The organism is Paenibacillus sp. FSL H3-0457, assembly GCF_037981725.1.
In the GTDB taxonomy this organism is placed as follows: Bacteria; Bacillota; Bacilli; order Paenibacillales; family Paenibacillaceae; genus Paenibacillus; species Paenibacillus amylolyticus.
This window is the reverse complement of sequence record NZ_CP150283.1, coordinates 5,510,148-5,529,684: the sequence shown is the minus strand read 5'-3', so window position 1 is coordinate 5,529,684 and position 19,537 is coordinate 5,510,148. Positions and strand designations below refer to the sequence as shown.

The window sequence follows — 19,537 nt, the reverse complement described above, 5'->3', positions numbered from 1 at the left end:
TCCTTTTATTCTATGAAAAAAGAGGACCGGAAGGTCGGGCATTTCCGTGTAATTGGTCGAAAATGGGTGAATGCAAATGGCAATGGACGAGAGGAAGCATATCCTATGTACAGGAAGGTTCATGTGCTCCGAAGGAGGGATCTACAGTGGCGGTATATTTACTTGAGATTCATGAGAATCTGTTACAGACATTTGTTCCCATCAAGTACATGGATGTGGAGTTGGCCTATGTGGGCGGCGAGGAAGGGACGGATGTATTTGTTGGTGGAGCCAGTATGCACGGAGAACTGTACCGACACCTTTTTCACCTAACGTCAAATTCGGGGGGAGCGGGCGGTAATCAGGTCATTCATAATCTGGATGTGTCATCCGAGCCTTATGAGCTGAGGATCATCAGCAACAGCTCTTCTCCGAATCATCTGGTTATTCGAATGTATTTCCGGAGTATTCACGGTCAGACATTGGGCATACTGTCAGAATATCAGATGATGAAGCTTGCAGATTGATATGGTTATAATTAAATAGTCATGATTAATCAACGTGTGGAGCAGGGAAGGTGCCTGTTCCATTTTTTTGTGGTGTATCCATAGTAGAATTGTCTGAAAAAATAGCTTGACAGCAAAGGTATTTTCATTAGAATTAGATCAGTATTAAACGAAAGTTTAAAACGACGATTTAAAACGATAGTTTGAAATTGGTCGTCAATATAGGCTGAGTGAGACGCATGGATAAGGCTGCGATCTACTGGCTGGAAAAGAGTGTGGAGAACGTGAAAGAACAAACAGCAGTACCCCAGGAGCCGGCAGAGTTTTCGCTTAAAGCCATTATACTGCCACTCCTGGCAATTATCGTCGGAATGATTATGGTTATTCTGGATAGCACGGTGGTGAACGTGGCCATTCCAAATCTGGTTCAATATTTTGAGACGGATCTTAAAACGATCCAATGGACGGTTACGGGTTACACCTTGGCTTTGTCTGCAGTTATTCCACTGGCAGGCTGGTTAACGGACCGTTTTGGTGCCAAAAGAGTATTCCTGTTCACCATTGCTATGTTTACCTTGGGTTCAGTGTTATGCTCGATCGCTCAATCACCTGAGCAATTAATCATTTACCGTATCATTCAGGGTCTCGGTGGAGGCATGGTTGCTCCTATTGGTATGGCGATGGTCTTTCGTCTGGCTCCGCCTGAGCGAAGAGGTTCCATCATGGGGATGCTGGGAATTCCCATGCTGCTTGCCCCTGCGTTAGGTCCGGTGTTGTCCGGGTGGTTTATTGAATCACTGAGCTGGCACTGGATCTTCCTGATTAACTTGCCCATTGGTATTGCAGCTTTCATTCTATGTATCAAGTTTTTGCCGGATACAGATCGTGGACGCACACCTGCACTGGATCTGCTCGGCATGATTCTGGCGCCAATTGCGTTCTCGATGCTGGCTTACGGTGTGAGTGAGGGTGGAACGAGCTGGACGTCTACAACAACTTTGACGGGTGTCATTGTGGGTGGTGTAGCACTCATTTTGTTCATTATTGTGGAGCTTCGTCATCAAAATCCATTGCTCGAACTCCGGGTATTCAAATCATCTGATTTCTCACGGGGAATTATTCTCGCATGGGTGTCACAAGTGGCGCTGTTCGGTGCGATGATCCTGATCCCGCTTTATTTGCAGCAGATCAAAGGGTACACTGCACTGGAAACAGGATTGATTCTACTGCCACAGGCGTTGGCTTCCGGAGTGGGTATGCCTCTTGGTGGTCGGTTGTTTGATAAAATCGGTGCTAGACCTCTGGCCTTTGTGGGTCTGGGTATTATCTCAGGAGCATTGTTTATTCTGTCCTCCATTACGGCAGAGACAGGTCTTGGCCTGATTATAACGGCTCTGGTCATGATGGGTCTGGGTATGGGCTTGTCCATGATGCCACTCAATACGCATGTATTAAATGCTGCACCGCGTAAGTTGGTTGGACGGGTGACACCGCTCACGGCGGCTGCACAGCAAGTGGTCGTGTCCTTTGCGGTTGCAGGGCTTACAGGCTTCCTGACTTCAAGAATCGCAGACAATACAACGAGTACAGAGCCGACCACTATCGTGCATGGTTTGGTGGCTGGTTTCAATGATACGTTCTTCCTTGCCGCTTGTATTGCATTGTTCGGATGTTTGCTCAGTCTGATTCTGCGCAAACCTAAGCCGATGCCGAAAGAAGAACTTCAAAATGGCGACAAGCCTGATCCCGCGATGATGATGGGACACTAAGACTCTATAAAAACCATACTAAGGCAGTTCAGAGAAATTTTGCTGAACTGCCTTTTTTGCTATGCTCAATGGAAAATTCGCAGTGCTGTCATCATTTCACGGAAAGAAATGGCATATCGATCTGGTGAAAAAGACAAGCTCATATGCTGTCTGCCCTGAATACGAATATACTCACGCAGTTTCTTGTTTTTCATGAGGTCCTTTGCTTCGGCTACAGCGGCCTCTACATTTCCAATCGGATAAAACTTACCAGTCTTATTATGTGTGATAAATGAACGCACACCGTCCGAATCCGTACTGAGTACAGGGCAGCCACAAGAGATGGCTTCAGCGACGGCATAACCGAATCCTTCAAGCAGGGAAGTGGATAACATGATGCCCCCTGAAGCCGCGATCATGGAATAGTAGGTAGGCATCTGAGAATGGGGAACATTGATAAAGATGCCAATCTTATCTTCAAGCCCGTATTCTGCCAGCATGTGCCGGAACATGACTTCATCTTCTGGATTAGCCAAAGTTGGATCGTGGAATAACCATAGTCTGGCTTCCGGATTTTTTTTGACGATTTCACTCGATATGATTAGATATTCACGCCAGTTTTTGTTGTGTTCAAGTCGTCCTACCCAAGCCAGCACCGGATAGGGTGGGGTATCCACCAAGATTGGTGCGAAGGTGTCCGTATCCAGCATGTTGGGAATAACAAACCGATGAAGCCAGGGACAGATATGAATGAACATATCCAGCAGGTGGTCTGTGGGAGGTATAACGGCAGCATCACAATGAGCTTGGAGGTATGGGACACCCATCTGTATCGTTTCCAGAGCTTGATCGCGTGCTCCGAGTCCCTGCGCTTCAAAAATAATTCGTCCGGTATAACCAAGTCCTCTCAAACGGCCGGGCATAGCGATGTCTGAAGTGGCAATGATGGCATCATAATGATGAGTATGGATGATATGATGGATATCCTCGTCACTGGACGCGGTGAAAATGGGTGTATCACTGTTGTTCTGCAATCCCGAGCCTGTGCTGAGATACAATAGGTGCGCTTCAATGCCATGGCGTTTCAGAACAGCGGTGCGCAGTCGATTTAACGTATCCACGCCACCGCTCGGAACATAAAACGTGAATAATACTTTCACACGATTCACCCTCTGACTTTTGGTCAGGAGCACATTCTCCTGTACTCTATGTTACGTTGGCTTTAAGCGCAGGGTGTGGGTGTTGGTCAGAATGTTCACATTTTGGACAAATATTTTTAAGCTGTCTTTTAAGTGTCATTAAGCTGAGGCTAGGATAGCTCACGTAAGATACAAGGAACTTCCCGTGTCTATCATCTAACCTAAACGATGGTGCACGGGTATTTTAACGGGAAAGGATGAATGATGTGCTCGAAGTGAAACAGGTCAGCAAAGTTTACGAAGGACAACGCGGCGTACATCAACTGGATTTCACCATGGAACGTGGTGAGATTGTTGGCTTTCTCGGACCCAATGGAGCCGGGAAAACAACAACGATGCGTATGGTTACGGGTTATGTGCATCCAACCGCGGGTACCATTATGGTGGATGGGGTATCAGTGCATGAGCAGGGTCAGCGTGTTCGTTCCAAAATTGGGTATCTGCCTGAAACGCCGCCACTCTATCCGGATATGACCGTGCAGTCCTATCTTAAATTCGTAGCCAATTTGCGAGATGTCCCGGCACGTGAGGTTAAGCTACGGGTCAGTGAGATGGTTAGCAGACTTGGACTTCAGGGTCGGGAAAGGCAAATGGTACGTGGGTTATCCAAAGGATACAAACAACGCCTCGGGCTAGCAGGAGCCATTATTCACAAGCCGGATCTGCTGGTTCTGGATGAGCCAACATCGGGCCTTGATCCAAATCAGATTATTGAGATCAGAGATCTGATTCGAGAACTGGGGGAGAACCATACGGTGCTGCTCAGTACGCATATTTTGCCTGAAGTGAGCACGCTCTGTAATCGAATGTTGATAATCAATCAGGGACAGCTCGTGCTGGATGGTTCACCTCAGCATTTCGGATCAGCAATGGGGGATCAGTTCAAAGTGTCGATTGAAGTGAAGGCCACTGCGGAGCAATTACATAATGTGCTGACACCATGGGAGAAGGTGCGGAGTGAAGTCATTCAAGCGTCGGATGCGAATACCGCCAAAGATACTTCACTTCATTCAGATTCGGCGAATACGGTTAAAATGCTGCTTACTGGAGAAAACTCGGAAGATTTCCGGGAGGAGCTGTTCTACCTTTTGTCAGGTGCAGGATTACCGATACTGGAGATGAAGAAGGAGAACCTGAGTCTGGAGCAAATCTTCCTGAAGCTGACCACAACTGAGGCAACAGATACAGACGCAAATTCGGCAGATGTGGATAAGGTTGCTGGGGCAGAGATGGATCAGGACGTAACTTCGGACATCGACTCGTCGAGTATATCGGGAACATCAGCCGATACTTCGCCCCAAGCTCACAAAGGGGAGGACTCCAAATGAGACGAATGATGGCGGTATGTAATAAAGAGCTGCAAGCTTATTTTCTGTCACCAACGTCCTATTTTGCTTTTGCCGTGTATGTACTGATGACTAGTTTGCTGTTTTATTCAAGCTTTGTATATTACCAGCCGAGTATTGTCGATTATCGTCTCGTGTTGGGCGATACGTTGTCCATGCTGCTGTTTGTCGTGCCATTGTTAACGATGCGACTGGTTGCAGAGGAATTTAGACAAGGAACGGATGAATTGTTACTGACTTCTCCGGCACGTGTAACAGAAATTATTTTTGGAAAATATCTTGCTTCTCTGGCCATTCTGGTCGTGCTTATTCTGTGCAGTCTGGTGTACCCATTCATCATGTCGTTCTATGGGACATTGGATATGACGACCGTATGGATGTCTGCGCTGGGGTTATTTTTCCTGGGCGGAAGTATGATGGCGATTGGACTGTTCGCTTCTACATTATCCCAGCATCAGATGGTGTCTGCGGTGGCGGGTTTTATTATTTTGCTCGTTTTGTGGATCCTTGATTCATTCGCAGGAAATACAGGTTCTGCTTTGCAACAGTGGCTGGACCCGTTTGCTCTGACCAACCGGTTCGACAGCTTCATGAAAGGTGTGCTTAGTGGGCCGGATATCTTGTATTATGTCACCCTTTCGGGTGTGTTTCTGCTGTTAAGCATTCAAATTGTGGAACGGAAGCGGTGGAGGTGAGAAGATGAAAAAATGGTTAAGTCATACCAACAGTACCGTGCTGTCCGTAGCGGTGATTGGCATCTTTATTTTGCTAACACTGTTCCTGAATTCACTTGGCGGCTTCCAGCTGGATCTGACCTCGAACAAACAATACACGTTATCTGACCAGTCTCTTACTGCGATCAAAAATGTGAAGGATGACGTCAACATTCTGGTGTTAACGGTCGAAAATGCCAACAACACCGTCCTGAACCGTGAGGTGACGGATATGGTCGAGGAATACACGAAACGTAACAGCAAGCTGAAAATAAAACAATATAATCTGACGCAGGAACCTGCGCTTGCATCCAAATATGGCATAACAGGCAGCTCCATTGTGCTGGAGCAGGGAGATCAACACAAAGTGATTGATATCGCCAGTTTGTTTACCGCGACAGGTGACGGCAGTGACGGATCATATCAGTTCACAGGTGAGGAAAAACTTACGCAGGCGCTCATGAATATGTCATCCACGGAGATGCACAAAATGGTCTTTTTGACTGGGCATGAAGAGCTGAGTCTCGCTCAGATGACTACGCTGCAATCCTCCTTGGAACAAAATAATGTGCAGACGGAAGAGTTGCAGCTGAATCAAGCCGGAAAGGTTCCGGAAGATGCAGATGTACTCGCCATTATTGGCCCACAACGCGATCTCAGTGATACCGAAATGAAAGCCATTCGTACATATCTGAGTAATGGAGGCAAGCTGTTATTATCCCTCGGATTTGTAGAAGATATGAAATCCAGTTGGAAAAACATCGATGCCCTCATGGCTGACTATGGCGTCGTTGATGAGCATGCGGTCATGGTGGATAACCAGCAAGCCAGTACGATGGGGCCACTCTGGGTGGTACCGGAGTATGGTACACATGCAATTACGGACAAACTTGCTGCAAGCCAATTGTATCCGATGTTGTCGTTGTCGATTGCGCTGACCAGCAAAGAACAGGATAAATATACGCTTTCACCGTTAATGCATTCTTCGAATGACAGTTATGGGGAGACGAATATCGGCGGCTTATTGCAGAATGAAACAACCAATGATGCCGAAGAGGACATTCAGGGACCCGTTGAATTAGGATATGCAGCCGATACGACGGATGGTAAACCGAAGGCAGTTATTCTGGGTTCGTCCATTTTCATGCAGGATTCGGAAATTGCGAATGGTGGCAATCGGGACTTTATTTTGAATACGGTAAACTATTTGAGTGAGAAAGAAAATGGATTGACGATTCGTCCAAGGGTACAAGCTGGGTATGAGATGGCATACCTGAATGGCGAACAAGCCAGAACGATTTTCTTCGTGGCTATTGTAGCATTCCCACTCATCTTTGTTATCATTGGTGTACTCTTATGGTGGAGGCGCAGACGAGTATGAGAAAATGGGTTCCAACGATTCTGGTGGTCATCGTACTAATTGTGGGCTGGATGTACGCGGCCAGTCAAAATTATTTTCGGGAAGAAGAAGCGGTTCAAGCCAAGTTGCTTGGTATTCAATCCGGGGATATCCAATCCATTACAATACATGACACAACGGAGGAGACATCCGGTACAACAGCATCTTCGACTTTGTCGCTTGAAAATGGCGTATGGCAGATGCTTGAGCCAAAAGCCTATCCTCTGAACGGTTACAGTGTTAGCAGCTGGCTGGATGCTCTGAGTGGTGCAAATCAGGAACTGGTGGTGGAAGAAGCGCCAACGGATCTGGATAAGTACGGATTAGGAACAGATGCTACACGTATGGATATCAAACTCAAAGATAATCGGGAGATCAAACTGGCTATTGGCGGCCAGCTTCCAGCAGATGATGCACGTTATGTGCGTGTTGATTCTGGCCCTGTGGTTGCCGTGCAGACAGAGGCGATTACCAGCATAGCTTTGTCTCGTCGTGACTTATTAGACACTACACCTTTTAACATGGATGAGACAAATGTTGGGTCTCTGGAGTGGGAAGGTGAAGCAGCTACCTGGATGTTAACATCGACATCGGAGAACGATGCGGAAGAGCAGACCTGGACACTGAATGGAAAAACGATTGAAGCCACAGATGCCGTATCTCTTATCGGCAAAATCAAAAACCTTTCGACAGCAGATGATGTGCGCAAAGCTTCCGAGCTAAAGAATTCGGTTCCACGATTCACCCTGTCTATTGAACAGATGGTTAATGGACAACAAGTTCGAGATGTGTATCGGGGACTTACGGTGCCATCCGAACCTGATCAGATCTGGGTCATTACGCCGGATGGTCAATGGGCATATGGCATGGATGCAATTAGCCTGACTGAAGCCGAGAAATTCCCGGATACAATTAAAGCATCCACAACTTCGTCGGAAGAATCATCGAGTTCTGCAAATGACGAAACGACTTCTTCATCGACAGACGGGAAATGAGCGGGGCGGAAGATAAGTGATATTGTTGCGTTGAGATTCAAATATGATTTCGAGGCAGTGCTGCGAACAAGCAGCACTGTTTTTTTTTTATTGGTGAAGCCCTTGAAGCCCTCACTGTCCAGAGATCAAAACCCAAAGATCAATAAACAAAGACCAAAACCAGAATACCTGAATCTACAGGGTAAGGTACCATATCCTTTCAGCATATCGGCACGTACAGAAGCGCATCCTATCTTTGTGACCAAAACCAACAAACATTGGAGGATGAGTACATGCCAGCAGTCAAAAAGGCAACAGCTATTACGTTATCATTATCTACTGCAATCTTTGTAATGGCCGGTTTGACAGGTTGTGGCACGAATCGGGATACCAACAATATGCATACGCAAAGTGTTCGTCAGCAAGCCAACGGCATTAACCGTTATGGTGTGGAAACAAATGGCATGGATGGCATCCGTGCGAAAAGTTATCGCATGCACAATGTTACTGACCTGAAATCCAGTGAAGAGCTGGCAAAACGTATCACGGAGATGAAGGAAGTAAAATCCGCCCGTGTCATGTTAACGGATCGTAATGCTTATGTCGCAGTTCGTTTGGCAGATGGTCATGCAGGCAAGTTGGAGAGCAAGTCCAATGGTCGTACGAGCATGCTGAATGGAACGATGCGTAATCATGCCAGTGATACCATGCGTGGGGGCAACATGAATCACGATATGGGTGGTATGCGTGTGAATGGTGGTATGGGCACAATGTCTCCGTACAGCACTAGCGGAATTGCTCCAGGACTGAACACAAATTCGGCAACGGATCGCAGCCATATGGGGAATGACCGCAGCATCTATGGAACCATGGGCACAGGCGCCGTTGGCATGATGCGTGGTCTGACAAACAGCGGTAAAGCACGTGGGACAGACGATGGGCATTATGGTATGAAAAGTGAAGGACAACGTGTAGATAGCACGGACGATAACACATCAGCTGAGATTAAGGGTAAGATTTCAGCCAAAATCAAACAGTTTGCACCAAATATCGAGAATGTATATGTATCAGCCAATCCAGACTTTGTGGAGCATGTTGAGAACTATGCCACAGATATTCGTAACGGTAAGCCCGTTAGTGGCATGATCGATACGTTCCAATCGATGGTGGAGCGCATTTTCCCAACGAACGGAACAGATACGAATAACCGTGATGGCATCCTTGACGATGGCCTGATGAACCGTAATCACAACGGTGGTGTCATGAATCGAATGAATCGGTAGTTTTTTGACATGAACAAGTGTGCCTTTGCGCAGATGGTAACATCTGCTGCAGGGGCATGTTTGTCTTACATAATCTCAACAGGATTCACTTTGAATGTTTCTTCAATAAATTCAGAATATTTGTCTTCCATATAGACTAAATAGACTAACGAAATGAAGTACCATCTAATATTCTTGCGCTCCTAAAAGAATTATGTTCTGCTCTTACGTCTAAGTGCAGAGTTTTTAGTGAATAATAAAGGGGATTGAAATTAGGGTGTGGAATAGTTATGGATTAGAATGAACTTGGAAAGAAAATTCTGAACAGATCCAGATAAGGCAAGAAATGCACGCGCAAATGTGAATGGTGGTGAGTGTATGAACGAGAAAATTGTAGTTGCTGCAATGCGAGTATTTGAAGAACAGCATGGTTTTGCTCGAACAAAAGATTTTATAGAAGCGGGCGTATCCCCTTACTACATAAAAAAACTGGAGTCCGCTGGTGAAATTGAACGGGTAAAACAGGGGATTTACCGACAGTCTGGTCAATTTAATGAACCGCCCCATGAAATGGTTGAGGTATCCAAACTTGTTCCCAAAGGAGTTATATGTCTTCTCTCTGCGCTCTCCTTCTATGAACTGACAACTTACAATCCATGGGAATATCAGATTGCTATTCATCGTGGCGGTAAAAAGCCAAAGCTTCCAGACTATCCTCCTATTAAAGTAATCTATTTGGCAGATGCTCAATACAAAATTGGAATTGATGAAGTCTATATTGATGGCTCGGCAGTTAAAATTTATGATCGTGAGAAAACAATTTGTGATATGGTGAGGTATCGTGAGAAAATTGGAATTGATTTGATGAAGGAAGGGCTGAGGAATTACCTTCAATCCCCCCACAAGAATATAACAAGGCTTGTCTCCTATGCTGATAAGCTACGAATTCGAACGGTTTTGCAAAAGTATCTGGAGGTGCTGATCTAATGAGTGAAATTAAAAATATTCCCGCCTCTGTTTCTGAACGTTTGAAAAATATAGCTAAAAAATCAGGAAAAGCATTTGATACCTTGCTGTTGCTTTATTTTCAGGAGCGTTTCTTATATCGTTTATCCATTTCTGAGTACAGGGATAAATTCATTTTAAAGGGCGGGTTGTTTTTGTTCTCACAAACTCAATTCAAGGCACGTCCAACCAAAGACGTTGATTTTCTCGCCAGACAGATTGCTAATGAACTGGATTTATTAAGAGAGTCGTTTGTCTCCATTTGCTCAATAGTGGTTCCTACGGATGGTATTGCATTTCAGTTGGATGAACTGACAACGGAGAGAATTAAAGAAGATGCTGATTATGAGGGAGTAAGAATTAAAGTAACTGCTCTTTTAGGGCGGATGAGAAAAAGTTTGCAGTTTGATATCGGATTTGGTGATGTGGTGGTCCCGAAGCCCCAGCTTATTGAATATCCTGTTCTCCTGGATATGACAGCACCACAAGTTCAAGCCTACTCGAGGGAATCCGTCATTTCAGAAAAATTTGAAGCCATGATCACATTATCTGTGATGAATAGTCGGATGAAGGATTTTTATGATATTTATACGCTGTTAACAACGAACAACTTTGATGGTCGAATCCTTCACGAGGCAGTGTCCGAAACCTTCCAACAACGGGGCACAATATTTTGAAAAAGAGCATCCTCTGTTTCATGAAGAATTTGCTGAAAATGAAGGTCGGACAAAACAGTGGCAGGCTTTTCTGCGTCGTTTAGGGGTTGAAGAACAACTTGCATTTCAGGATGTGATGGATGCTCTTGTTTCTTTTCTTGAACCTGTTTATCATTCAATAATTGATGAGAAAGAGTTTTTTAAGCGTTGGAGTTATACCGAAAGGGCATGGAAGAACAATAACTGATTAATACATAATTTTTTGAACTATGCACCAACTATTTTAGAGGGATGTATGCAAATTACTGCCCATTTTTCTTATAAAACTGAACCAACGCCCTTGACCTGACATAAGATGAGTTGACTGTATCCCCTTAACCTTGTTACACCAACACAACCCGAGCAAGGAGGGGTGAACATTGAAGGGTATCGATCATAAAAGCAAATTTTTGTTGACCCACCGTGAACGCGAAGTATTCGAATTACTGGTTCAAGACAAAACAACGCGTGACATCGCAGGGCAGTTATTCATCAGCGAGAAAACGGTGCGTAACCATATTTCGAATGTGATGCGATTTGAAATTATCATAAGATAGGGATAATGCGGTAAAGTAGAAAGTGAGTTCGCATGCATGGTATAATATCCCTATAATTATCGAGGAGATGGAAAACATACGCGCTATTAAATTGGATGCAATCAAATATATGTTTGTACTTGGAGCAGTAGTAATTGCAATCTTGCTTTATAAGCACATTCCAAGTTTCAATGAACTAACTTTAATAACATGGCATGGCCTAGCCGATCTGACTGAATCAATTTGGACAAGTTGGATGGTTGATGCTGGATACTTTAAGCCTGACTTCTCAAATACAGCCCCTTAGAGGGCTTTTTTTATTTTGTTGTATGATGTAAAAACTCGGGTTATTATGTCGAAACGTGTTACAATATAAAGAATCAGAATGTAAGGAGTTGGTTCTTTTAGTGAGGTTTAAACCAAACAATCATCGTAAAAAGCAACGAGTTAAAGAAGGATACACTAATGGAAAGACATTAGCTCTTGTTAAGAAGTATGATGAGCTGAGAAACGGGCTTTTGAAGTGCAGATGCAGCAGATGTCAAAAAACTATTCGTTTAAGTCAAACTGAAGTCGGATCATATTGTGGTGAGTGCATGAGACAGGGGATTTACTCAAAATATGTGCTGACTGATTATAAAATAGATCGTACCAATCAAAGATATAAAAACGCATAATGTCACACAGCCTAAACAGCCCTCACACGGCTGTTTTTTGTTTCCCGACAGTTGTCACCCGACTCATGAAACTCCAACACAGCTAATCCTCGCCATCTGAAATCGTGTCACCGGGTGACACTGTGGTTCCGAATTTCGGAAGTCTTCAGTGGTGCATTTAGTGACACTCCATACGTATCTTTACGTTTAAAATCACTTTGGCGGGTGCTATACTGTATTTAAGGAGTGAAGATACATATGAAGGTCGATAGAATAGAAGTTGAACAAATCCTTTTGACTCATCTTGAATTAGTTCTTAAAACTAAAAAAGTAAAGCACCAATTACAGGTTCAACTAATCGAATTAAATGTTCCAGTTGAAGAGATTAATTCGATAATATCTAATGTGGAGTCTGTTTCCAATTTAGATGTTCCCATGCTTTATGGCCTAACCAAAGCTTTATATGAAGTAACAGAGGATAAACTATTCAACCCAGATAGGTATTTTGGTAAGCGAGAAATTAAAGAAGCGGAGAATGTTCTTAGTCAATCAGTTCAAGAAAGAGTCACTTTGCCTATTCATTTTGAAGAATGTACAAGGATTAAATTTGATAGCTACATCACAAAGATTTCAATTCAAAATTTAGTCAACTTGTACGACAGCCAGTTAATTATTTATGACGATGAAACACAACGTGGAGTCAACTATAAGACAAACAAGTCAGGAGGTATAGTTAGGACTCCTATTGTAAACAAGGCCAGTGTTAAAAGGATTGCTGATAAAATGGCTTCCAACAGTTATTTTGAAGATATGATCACTCTCAATGTATTCTCAAGTGAAGTAGACCCTGTCACGTACAACGAGGAGTCCAACACACTGACAATAAACGAGGGCGCTGTTATATCCATCCTTGATGGTTTTCATCGCTTACAAGGTGGTGTGGTTGCGCTACAAGTCAATCCACACTTGGACTTGGAATTGATTCTATCAATAAGATCGTATGACCATGATACAGCTCAAAGATACTTTGGTCAGATTAATACAGTTAACGTGTTAAAGAAAGAAAGAAGAGAAGAATTAGCTCAAGAGAGATTGTCTGATAAAGTAGTGGCAAATCTGCAACGTAAGTCTGAAATCGGGAAACAGATTGCATCATCTAACAAAGTAAGTGATTTAGTTGGAGAACTTACAACTTTTGATATCCTTTCTTATGCTGTAGATAAAGTGTTCAAATTGGAAAGGCAATTTGATGTGCTTCAAGTATCGGATTACTTATTAGAATTCGTTGCTTATTTAGTAGGGAGCTATCCAGATGAGTTTTCAACCAATGTAAAACTACGAGGAAGTCACATTATGAGTCACCCTCTAATGTTTATAGGATATATCGTTCTAGCTCATTACATGTATGAGAAAAAGATTCCGTTACAGAAATTATCTCATTACATTGATAGCATTAATCTAGAAGATGAAAAACTATTAAATCTACTGAATGAAAAGAAGACATTAACCGGAAACAAGCGTATACGTGAGGATCTTATCAAGTATTTCGACTCCATATTTAGAGGTGTACAGTGTGAATAAAATCTATGATGAATCCTTCTACAATTCATCCGTGAAAGAACGATACTTGAAAAATCAGAGTGAAGCTGCAAAAATCTCATATGGACGTGTGCTAAAGAGAGCTTCGAGTATTGAAGGTAAATTAGGTCGTGATCTATACGATTTTAACTTAAACGAAATTAAACAGGTATTGTTCTTGTTGAAGTCCACAAAGATGACTACAATCACTGCCACAGGAATCATAATACTAAATTATATAAGATGGGCAATTGAACAGGATTTGCGTGTAGACAACATTAATCCACTTGATGCGGTTAGCTCTGATGAGTTTTACAAACAATTTTTAGATACAAGTGAGCCGAGTTTATTCCATCATGACAATATTATGAAATGGGTAAAAAATTGTATTAACCATCAAGATAAATTGACTATATTGGGAATATTTGAAGGTGTATACGGTAGACAATATAATGAACTTTTGACCCTTAAAATGGAGAGAGTAAGAGAAGTTAGTAGCGATCCGTTGAGTTATGAAGTTGAATTATTCAATGAAACATCTGAGGGCAACAAAGAGTCAAGGATAATTCCCATCTCAAACGAGCTATATAACATTATGAGAACTGCAAACAATGAAGAGGTCAATTTCAAGAATAATGGATTAGATTTTGAAGGCATGAGAAACAACAAAAACTATCTTACTAAAACGGACTACATAGTTCGTGGCGCGGCTGATGCACGTACAGGTGTGGAGGGTAACGTACCAGCAGCTTCCGCATTGATCAATAGAAGAATAAAGAAGATATCAGAGCTGTATCAAGTTCCAACATTAACGCCTACAAATATCAGAAACAGTGGAATGTTATATATGGCACATGAACTGTATAAAGCAAGTGGTAAACTTGGTAAAGAGGAATATTATGCTATTTGTGAACGTTATAATGTAGGGCGTACACGCGATGGAGGTTATGTTTACGCTAGATTGAAAAAGGATTTCTTGAACATGGAAAACCTTGAATCTGTTTATGAATTGGAGTAATTTTACTGTGAGGGGTGGCACTTGGTGACACCTTTTTGATTTTCTTGAGAAAGAAACATCCAGAGCAGAAGGGAAGCTACATGGAGAAATTACATATGGAAGTTGAATTTTAAGTATAAAAGACCCACATAATTTGTGGATCTTGGTTGTACAGTTGAATTAGTATTTTCCGTGTCTGGGGTACGAAGGATCAGCATTGATAGTTTTAAATTGACTCATGTTAATTGCTCTAAAGTGTTGAATCTGTTCATCAAATCCGACTTTCAATTTTGCCAAAGGATAATCTTTCAATACCTCACCAACAAGTTCGACCATCATAATAGTCAAATTAGATAAACTCACCAGCATCATTTTTAATGTTAAAGGTTTAATATCGTCAAAAACCGAATTATGGGTATTACTGTCGGAATACTTAACACTTGTAACTGCATCTATTAGATTAGAATGGGCAAACATCTTATTGATAAATTCAGATTTGATTTTTTCAAGATGCTTTGAATGTTTAGGGTAACTCTCATTTAACCATTTGTAAGCTTTGACTTTAACTTTAGGTTTATCTAATAACTTCTCGCTATCCGGATCAAATCTTACATAATTGTTCTCTTCAGGTTTATGTAATGAGTAGCAAGCTAAAGAGATAGATTCAATAGCATTCCTTAGCAGTTGATAAGTTTGTGTTAAGTGATGTCTTACAATTGAAAGGAGCGCCAATGACAACGACTTGCTTGCCTGTGTAAGAAAAGCATTGAAAACATAGGCATTGTCTTGAATTGGTCCTACGAATTTCCATGAATAATCGACTGTATCTTTAGCTAAATTAAAGAATTGACCATAGTTATTAGATGCTTCCATGATAAGGTGATTTTCTTCATCTGCCAATTCATAAATAGAAAACATTATATAGTCACCTACTTTTTTTATCTGATTGTATCATATGTTGACGGTTAAAATGAATGAGTCAGAATAGCATTTAAATGTATGTTTTGAAGCATGAGAAAGAGCCATTCAAATAGTCTGAACGGCTCTTATTCTGGACAGAGGTATTAAATACAGATATAGCTACACTCTAGTCCACGGTGACAGTGAGCTGAAATGAACTCTAGCTCTCACTCGAATACCATTAGATAACGCATATGCATCTCCTGAGCTCATATAAGCTGAAAGACAGGAATTAACTTGAGACTGGTAATTTGTAATAGCCTCTATTTGAATTCGAGGAAGATTGTTATTTAAAAAATTGACATCTAGCTGAGATATTGGCCCAATATTGTTTAAAATATAATCTCTCATTACTCCAATCTTTTCGGAAATACACGACCTTACATTAGAATTGTTGTTATAAAGATTAGAGAAGGTAGAAGGTATTGTTACATTTGCATTTATTGAAATAGCTCCAGTTCTAGTCCATTTACATCTTTGTAAACGAATACCTGTTTGTGTACAAAATCTTTTATTAGTAGTCCCTATTGGACATGAGTATTCTCTTATAATCCCGCAACCCGTTGTACCATTTATTCTTGCTCTAGCTGTAAATAAGTCTTCGGAGATTTGTATTTGTCCTAGACTAACATCAGGCCCCAACACAATACCCAACGAATCGATATCAAAGGCGTCTCCTCCTCCTGTAACAGGAACAGATGATTTTTCATAGATAGTAGTTGTACGCTTGCCACCTAATGTCTTTACTTTTTTACATTTTAATGGTTTATTGAGTTTACTTTTAATAGCCTTATCTGAGAGAGTTACTGATCTTTCAATATTAACTCTTTTTGAATCAGTTTTCTTTCCACTTCCCTTTTTGGTTTTGGAGCAACCACATTTGTTTTTTGAATCAATTTTTTTGTTGGATGGCCTGTTGTGAAGAGTTTTTTTATTATTTATTTTCACTATATCTAATCCTCCTGTTATTTTGATATTCTAGAATATGATTTGAAGTGTAATATGTTGATAGACGATCTTCCTAACTTCTACAAAATAGCCTCATATCTTATTGACTAGCTTGAGGAATATTTAAATAAACTCGTAATTAGAATTACGAATTTATGATATATCTTATAAATCATTAAGTAGTCCCAATGGATTGCTTTTTTTATTTTATGAACGGAATAAAAAAGACGATCCACTTTATACAATATCGCATTTTTTTATCCTTTTAGATAAAAGTGACGGTAAAATTCAGCAAAATAGAAAAACAAAAAAAGACCCAACTTATTTTGAGTCAGGTTCATTTTCTATGTGTGGTACTTCTTCAAACTGAATCAGCTCAGATATGTCTGTGATATCTAGGGCAGCGGCTATTTTCTCAAGGATACCTAAGTTAATCTCTTGTCTCCCCGGCTTACAGAGTTGCGATACTCTAGCTTGATTAACTCCAGACAAGCTCTCCAATTGCCTTTGGGTAATGTTTCGCTGTTTTAATACATCTTTAAGTTTAATTTTAAGAACGTGCAACTAGAAATTCCCCCTAGAAAATAGTTGACATGATTCTCTTAAGCGAATAATATGAAGGAGTATTATTGATTCGCATAAGCGAATCTAGATTAAACGTTAACACCTGCATACACATTGTACACCATCCACAACATTTCATCATTAACAGCTTAGTGTAACCTGCTTTTAGATTTGGGAAAGTGAATTAAATCAGCAACAATATACTGTAACTTACATTGTATAAGATAGTATCTTAGTAAGATAAAATTTTATGTAACAACTTATCTGGAAAGTAAACTCATTCACAAAAGAGCGATACCATGTACAAGCACGCTAAATTGATTAACGGACAATTATTCATTCGTACACGTAACGGCAACTAAATTGAATTGAAATGTGTTGCAAACGTTTAGTCAACAAAACAAACCCCAAAGGAGACTAATACATAATGACAATCACATTTAATCTATTCGTTCAAAATGTTCCTTTAAAGTTTGAATCAATCATTACTAAATTGGAAATTAACCCTAAAGCTCATGGATTGATTGCTAACATGAAAGCTGTGCTTACTTCAGATGAGTTACGTTACGAATTCATGATGCGTGTCCCTCACAAACCAGCTGGTTCAAATATACATGCTTTACTTGACGAGATGAGGGAAGAACAACTTTACATCAATCCAATGTCAGACGAATCATTTTTGGATATGTACATGCTTAATCCGTTACAGGCTTTGGTGCAGTATTTCAAACATAGTGTGTCTAATGCTCATCTTGAACGGGTTAAACAATGGAGAATCGATATCAAAGATGTGATGAGAATAAAACGAATAGAGAATAACATACATCTCAATGATGTGCTGGAACGATTGTACCTTAATTAATTTATTCGCACTGTATGACAGGTAGAAGGTTAGCTCCCTGACCGGAGAATAAGATAAATCGAACATTGTAACAGTGTACTGTAACGAGATTTTCATAATTCGTTTAACAACTCCCGAAAATAACTTGATGAAATTCCGATTTCACTTTGACTAAGGGAGGACACACATGAAGGAGTTGTACAAACCGGATTACTACAATTTACCACCTGATGAAAAATCGGCATGGAATTATGATCATTATCAACGTACTCGTGAAGCCATTGATAAATACTTTACCAGTTATGGATTGGATGTTGCCATTGTTATAGGGATGATGGAAAGGGCAAAAGAAAGCGATATTCGATATCAAACAATGATTGACTTACTTGATGCTAAATTGCTACCACCGTTTAGTGAAGAGTTGAGTTGGCTGGAATCATTTTTTGCAGATTTATTTCGTGAGGTGCTTAGACCACTACCAAATGAAAACAAGTATTGATAGAGGAGAATGAGATTCGATGTATAATGGAGATTCATTATTTGAAACGATAATGAGCCTGAATCATACGGAAATTCCGTATCAGTCCCCTAGTAGTATAAGCAGAGCCAATTGTATTAAGCCAAAGAAACAACGTAAGCCTATAACAATTGAGACAAGGTATAGCCATCTGGTTGCTGAAGGATCGAGACTAGACATAACAATTGAACGTAGGATGGAAATACGTGAAGAGTTAACATTGATTAGGCAACAGAAACGAATGATGATGAAAATTGAATATGATTTATGAGGATGGCACAATTAGGTGCTGTCTTTTTTTGTTATTGTAGCCGAATTCAATTAATCTGGTCTAGGCGGGTAAGTGTTTTTGAAGGAGGAAAGTCTCCAGTCGATACTTAATAGTGGGGGATAATATTCACTGAAGTTTGAAGAAATTCTACTGATTGTTTCAGCAACTTCGTTATCAATGTTACGAAAGGTCTTAATGGAGACAAAAGGGATTTCTCTCAAGCGGGTATATAAAGTGTCTCTTAGTTCTCTTTGTTCAGCTTTAAATTTTAGCATGTCACTTACATATTCTTTAGTGATATTAGTATTTGTTTCTAATTGATATTGTGTTGATTTACTATGGCTTTCAGAAAGTATCTCTTCAAGTTCTTTCATTCGTTGCTCACTGACAACGTAACCCACTACACTACGCATATATTGAAGCTTAAAGTGAGCGCATAATTTATCATAGTCTGTTACACCTATTAGAAAATCTACACTTTCTCCCAGTATGTCTGGAAGTTTAGCAAGCATGTCTACATCTGGTTTGCGTTGTCCATTTTCAAGATCTTCGTAGCTTAAAGTTGAGAGACTCAGTTTATCAGCAATTTGGTAAGTGCATAATGCATTTCTTTCTCTAAGGCATTTTAGTCTTGCAGAAAAAATCTCCATAGTTAACTCCTTGTATATTCAGGATAATGAATTTCTATAGAAGTATGATACAGGTGAAGTTACTATTCCCTTAATTGGAAACACTTATGCATGAGATTGTGTAATACAGTGAATGTGAATCTAACGCGTTAAATATCAATCCAAGATATACTTGAAAGATTTAATCGAATTACTAAGTTGCCTAGTAAAATCA

At 40.9% G+C, this 19,537-nt stretch carries 19 protein-coding genes and 1 pseudogene; 15 read left to right on the top strand and 5 right to left on the bottom strand.

Translation table 11 applies throughout. The annotated features are described in order from the left end of the window. Nucleotides 1-146: 146 nt before the first annotated feature. Together MHH25_RS24560 and MHH25_RS24555 are read left to right on the top strand one after the other, a co-directional pair. Nucleotides 147-506: a hypothetical protein gene (locus tag MHH25_RS24560; RefSeq protein ID WP_076319754.1), complete on the top strand. Its 360-nt coding sequence runs from the start codon at nt 147-149 to the stop codon at nt 504-506. Nucleotides 507-724: 218 nt separating this feature from the next. Further along, nucleotides 725-2,254, top strand: coding sequence for a DHA2 family efflux MFS transporter permease subunit (locus MHH25_RS24555; RefSeq protein ID WP_340018414.1), 1,530 nt, complete (start codon nt 725-727; stop codon nt 2,252-2,254). Between the two features lie 65 nt (nt 2,255-2,319). On the opposite strand, the gene MHH25_RS24550 is transcribed toward MHH25_RS24555, so the two are convergent. Next, nucleotides 2,320-3,393: a glycosyltransferase gene (locus MHH25_RS24550; protein ID WP_340018413.1), complete on the bottom strand. Its 1,074-nt coding sequence runs from the start codon at nt 3,391-3,393 to the stop codon at nt 2,320-2,322. Between the two features lie 245 nt (nt 3,394-3,638). On the opposite strand from MHH25_RS24550, the gene MHH25_RS24545 reads away from it, so the two are divergent. The 11 genes and pseudogenes from MHH25_RS24545 to MHH25_RS24495 all read left to right on the top strand — a co-directional run bounded on the left by MHH25_RS24545 (nt 3,639) and on the right by MHH25_RS24495 (nt 14,614). Then, nucleotides 3,639-4,760 (top strand): ATP-binding cassette domain-containing protein, encoded by a 1,122-nt coding sequence (locus MHH25_RS24545; RefSeq protein ID WP_340018412.1) that lies wholly within the window; start codon nt 3,639-3,641, stop codon nt 4,758-4,760. After that, nucleotides 4,757-5,473 (top strand): ABC transporter permease subunit, encoded by a 717-nt coding sequence (locus tag MHH25_RS24540; protein WP_340018411.1) that lies wholly within the window; start codon nt 4,757-4,759, stop codon nt 5,471-5,473. The genes MHH25_RS24545 and MHH25_RS24540 overlap by 4 nt, the downstream gene beginning before the upstream one ends. Nucleotides 5,474-5,477: 4 nt before the next feature. Continuing rightward, the gene (locus tag MHH25_RS24535; protein WP_150366093.1) at nt 5,478-6,872 is read left to right on the top strand and encodes a GldG family protein; all 1,395 of its coding nucleotides are present in this window, start codon (nt 5,478-5,480) and stop codon (nt 6,870-6,872) included. Then, nucleotides 6,869-7,885, top strand: a complete 1,017-nt coding sequence (locus MHH25_RS24530; protein WP_340018410.1) for a DUF4340 domain-containing protein — start codon at nt 6,869-6,871, stop codon at nt 7,883-7,885. Before MHH25_RS24535 ends, MHH25_RS24530 begins: the two co-directional genes overlap by 4 nt. A 272-nt stretch (nt 7,886-8,157) precedes the next feature. Beyond that, nucleotides 8,158-9,147, top strand: a complete 990-nt coding sequence (locus tag MHH25_RS24525; protein WP_340018409.1) for a YhcN/YlaJ family sporulation lipoprotein — start codon at nt 8,158-8,160, stop codon at nt 9,145-9,147. A gap of 357 nt (nt 9,148-9,504) precedes the next feature. After that, the gene (locus tag MHH25_RS24520) at nt 9,505-10,113 is read left to right on the top strand and encodes a type IV toxin-antitoxin system AbiEi family antitoxin domain-containing protein (protein WP_076211329.1); all 609 of its coding nucleotides are present in this window, start codon (nt 9,505-9,507) and stop codon (nt 10,111-10,113) included. Beyond that, the gene (locus MHH25_RS24515; RefSeq protein ID WP_340018408.1) at nt 10,113-10,808 is read left to right on the top strand and encodes a nucleotidyl transferase AbiEii/AbiGii toxin family protein; all 696 of its coding nucleotides are present in this window, start codon (nt 10,113-10,115) and stop codon (nt 10,806-10,808) included. Before MHH25_RS24520 ends, MHH25_RS24515 begins: the two co-directional genes overlap by 1 nt. Then, nucleotides 10,747-11,034: a hypothetical protein gene (locus MHH25_RS24510; RefSeq protein WP_340020561.1), complete on the top strand. Its 288-nt coding sequence runs from the start codon at nt 10,747-10,749 to the stop codon at nt 11,032-11,034. The genes MHH25_RS24515 and MHH25_RS24510 overlap by 62 nt, the downstream gene beginning before the upstream one ends. 172 nt (nt 11,035-11,206) lie before the next feature. Further along, nucleotides 11,207-11,359, top strand: a pseudogene (locus MHH25_RS24505) (helix-turn-helix transcriptional regulator); the annotation flags it as partial. 917 nt (nt 11,360-12,276) lie between these two features. After that, nucleotides 12,277-13,599: a DNA sulfur modification protein DndB gene (locus MHH25_RS24500; RefSeq protein WP_340018407.1), complete on the top strand. Its 1,323-nt coding sequence runs from the start codon at nt 12,277-12,279 to the stop codon at nt 13,597-13,599. Further along, entirely contained in the window at nt 13,592-14,614 is a 1,023-nt protein-coding gene (locus MHH25_RS24495) for a hypothetical protein (RefSeq protein ID WP_340018406.1), read from the top strand. The genes MHH25_RS24500 and MHH25_RS24495 overlap by 8 nt, the downstream gene beginning before the upstream one ends. A gap of 159 nt (nt 14,615-14,773) precedes the next feature. On the opposite strand, the gene MHH25_RS24490 is transcribed toward MHH25_RS24495, so the two are convergent. The 3 genes from MHH25_RS24490 to MHH25_RS24480 form a co-directional block, all read right to left on the bottom strand. Beyond that, on the bottom strand, nt 14,774-15,511 hold the full coding sequence (locus MHH25_RS24490) for a hypothetical protein (protein ID WP_340018405.1): 738 nt from the start codon (nt 15,509-15,511) through the stop codon (nt 14,774-14,776). Between the two features lie 162 nt (nt 15,512-15,673). Next, a complete protein-coding gene (locus MHH25_RS24485) occupies nt 15,674-16,501 on the bottom strand; it encodes a hypothetical protein (protein ID WP_340018404.1) in 828 nt (275 codons plus the stop codon). Between the two features lie 321 nt (nt 16,502-16,822). After that, nucleotides 16,823-17,065 carry a helix-turn-helix transcriptional regulator gene (locus tag MHH25_RS24480; protein ID WP_340018403.1) on the bottom strand — a complete coding sequence of 81 codons (243 nt, stop codon included), beginning with the start codon at nt 17,063-17,065 and terminating at the stop codon, nt 16,823-16,825. Between the two features lie 427 nt (nt 17,066-17,492). Here MHH25_RS24480 and MHH25_RS24475 point away from each other — a divergent pair, with 427 nt between their 5' ends. Both MHH25_RS24475 and MHH25_RS24470 read left to right on the top strand, forming a co-directional pair. Then, the gene (locus MHH25_RS24475) at nt 17,493-17,927 is read left to right on the top strand and encodes a hypothetical protein (protein ID WP_340018402.1); all 435 of its coding nucleotides are present in this window, start codon (nt 17,493-17,495) and stop codon (nt 17,925-17,927) included. Between the two features lie 166 nt (nt 17,928-18,093). After that, nucleotides 18,094-18,405, top strand: coding sequence for a hypothetical protein (locus MHH25_RS24470; protein ID WP_340018401.1), 312 nt, complete (start codon nt 18,094-18,096; stop codon nt 18,403-18,405). Nucleotides 18,406-18,744: 339 nt separating this feature from the next. On the opposite strand, the gene MHH25_RS24465 is transcribed toward MHH25_RS24470, so the two are convergent. Further along, nucleotides 18,745-19,344 (bottom strand): helix-turn-helix transcriptional regulator, encoded by a 600-nt coding sequence (locus tag MHH25_RS24465; protein WP_340018400.1) that lies wholly within the window; start codon nt 19,342-19,344, stop codon nt 18,745-18,747. Between the last annotated feature and the right edge of the window lie 193 nt (nt 19,345-19,537).

Coding starts and splice junctions, on each gene's coding strand:
- MHH25_RS24555 (WP_340018414.1), top strand. CDS start 725: ATGGATAAGGCTGCGATCTACTGGCTGGAAAAGAGTGTGGAGAACGTG.
- MHH25_RS24540 (WP_340018411.1), top strand. CDS start 4,757: ATGAGACGAATGATGGCGGTATGTAATAAAGAGCTGCAAGCTTATTTT.
- MHH25_RS24535 (WP_150366093.1), top strand. CDS start 5,478: ATGAAAAAATGGTTAAGTCATACCAACAGTACCGTGCTGTCCGTAGCG.
- MHH25_RS24530 (WP_340018410.1), top strand. CDS start 6,869: ATGAGAAAATGGGTTCCAACGATTCTGGTGGTCATCGTACTAATTGTG.
- MHH25_RS24525 (WP_340018409.1), top strand. CDS start 8,158: ATGCCAGCAGTCAAAAAGGCAACAGCTATTACGTTATCATTATCTACT.
- MHH25_RS24520 (WP_076211329.1), top strand. CDS start 9,505: ATGAACGAGAAAATTGTAGTTGCTGCAATGCGAGTATTTGAAGAACAG.
- MHH25_RS24515 (WP_340018408.1), top strand. CDS start 10,113: ATGAGTGAAATTAAAAATATTCCCGCCTCTGTTTCTGAACGTTTGAAA.
- MHH25_RS24510 (WP_340020561.1), top strand. CDS start 10,747: ATGGTCGAATCCTTCACGAGGCAGTGTCCGAAACCTTCCAACAACGGG.
- MHH25_RS24500 (WP_340018407.1), top strand. CDS start 12,277: ATGAAGGTCGATAGAATAGAAGTTGAACAAATCCTTTTGACTCATCTT.
- MHH25_RS24490 (WP_340018405.1), bottom strand. CDS start 15,511: ATGTTTTCTATTTATGAATTGGCAGATGAAGAAAATCACCTTATCATG.
- MHH25_RS24475 (WP_340018402.1), top strand. CDS start 17,493: ATGACAATCACATTTAATCTATTCGTTCAAAATGTTCCTTTAAAGTTT.
- MHH25_RS24470 (WP_340018401.1), top strand. CDS start 18,094: ATGAAGGAGTTGTACAAACCGGATTACTACAATTTACCACCTGATGAA.
- MHH25_RS24465 (WP_340018400.1), bottom strand. CDS start 19,344: ATGGAGATTTTTTCTGCAAGACTAAAATGCCTTAGAGAAAGAAATGCA.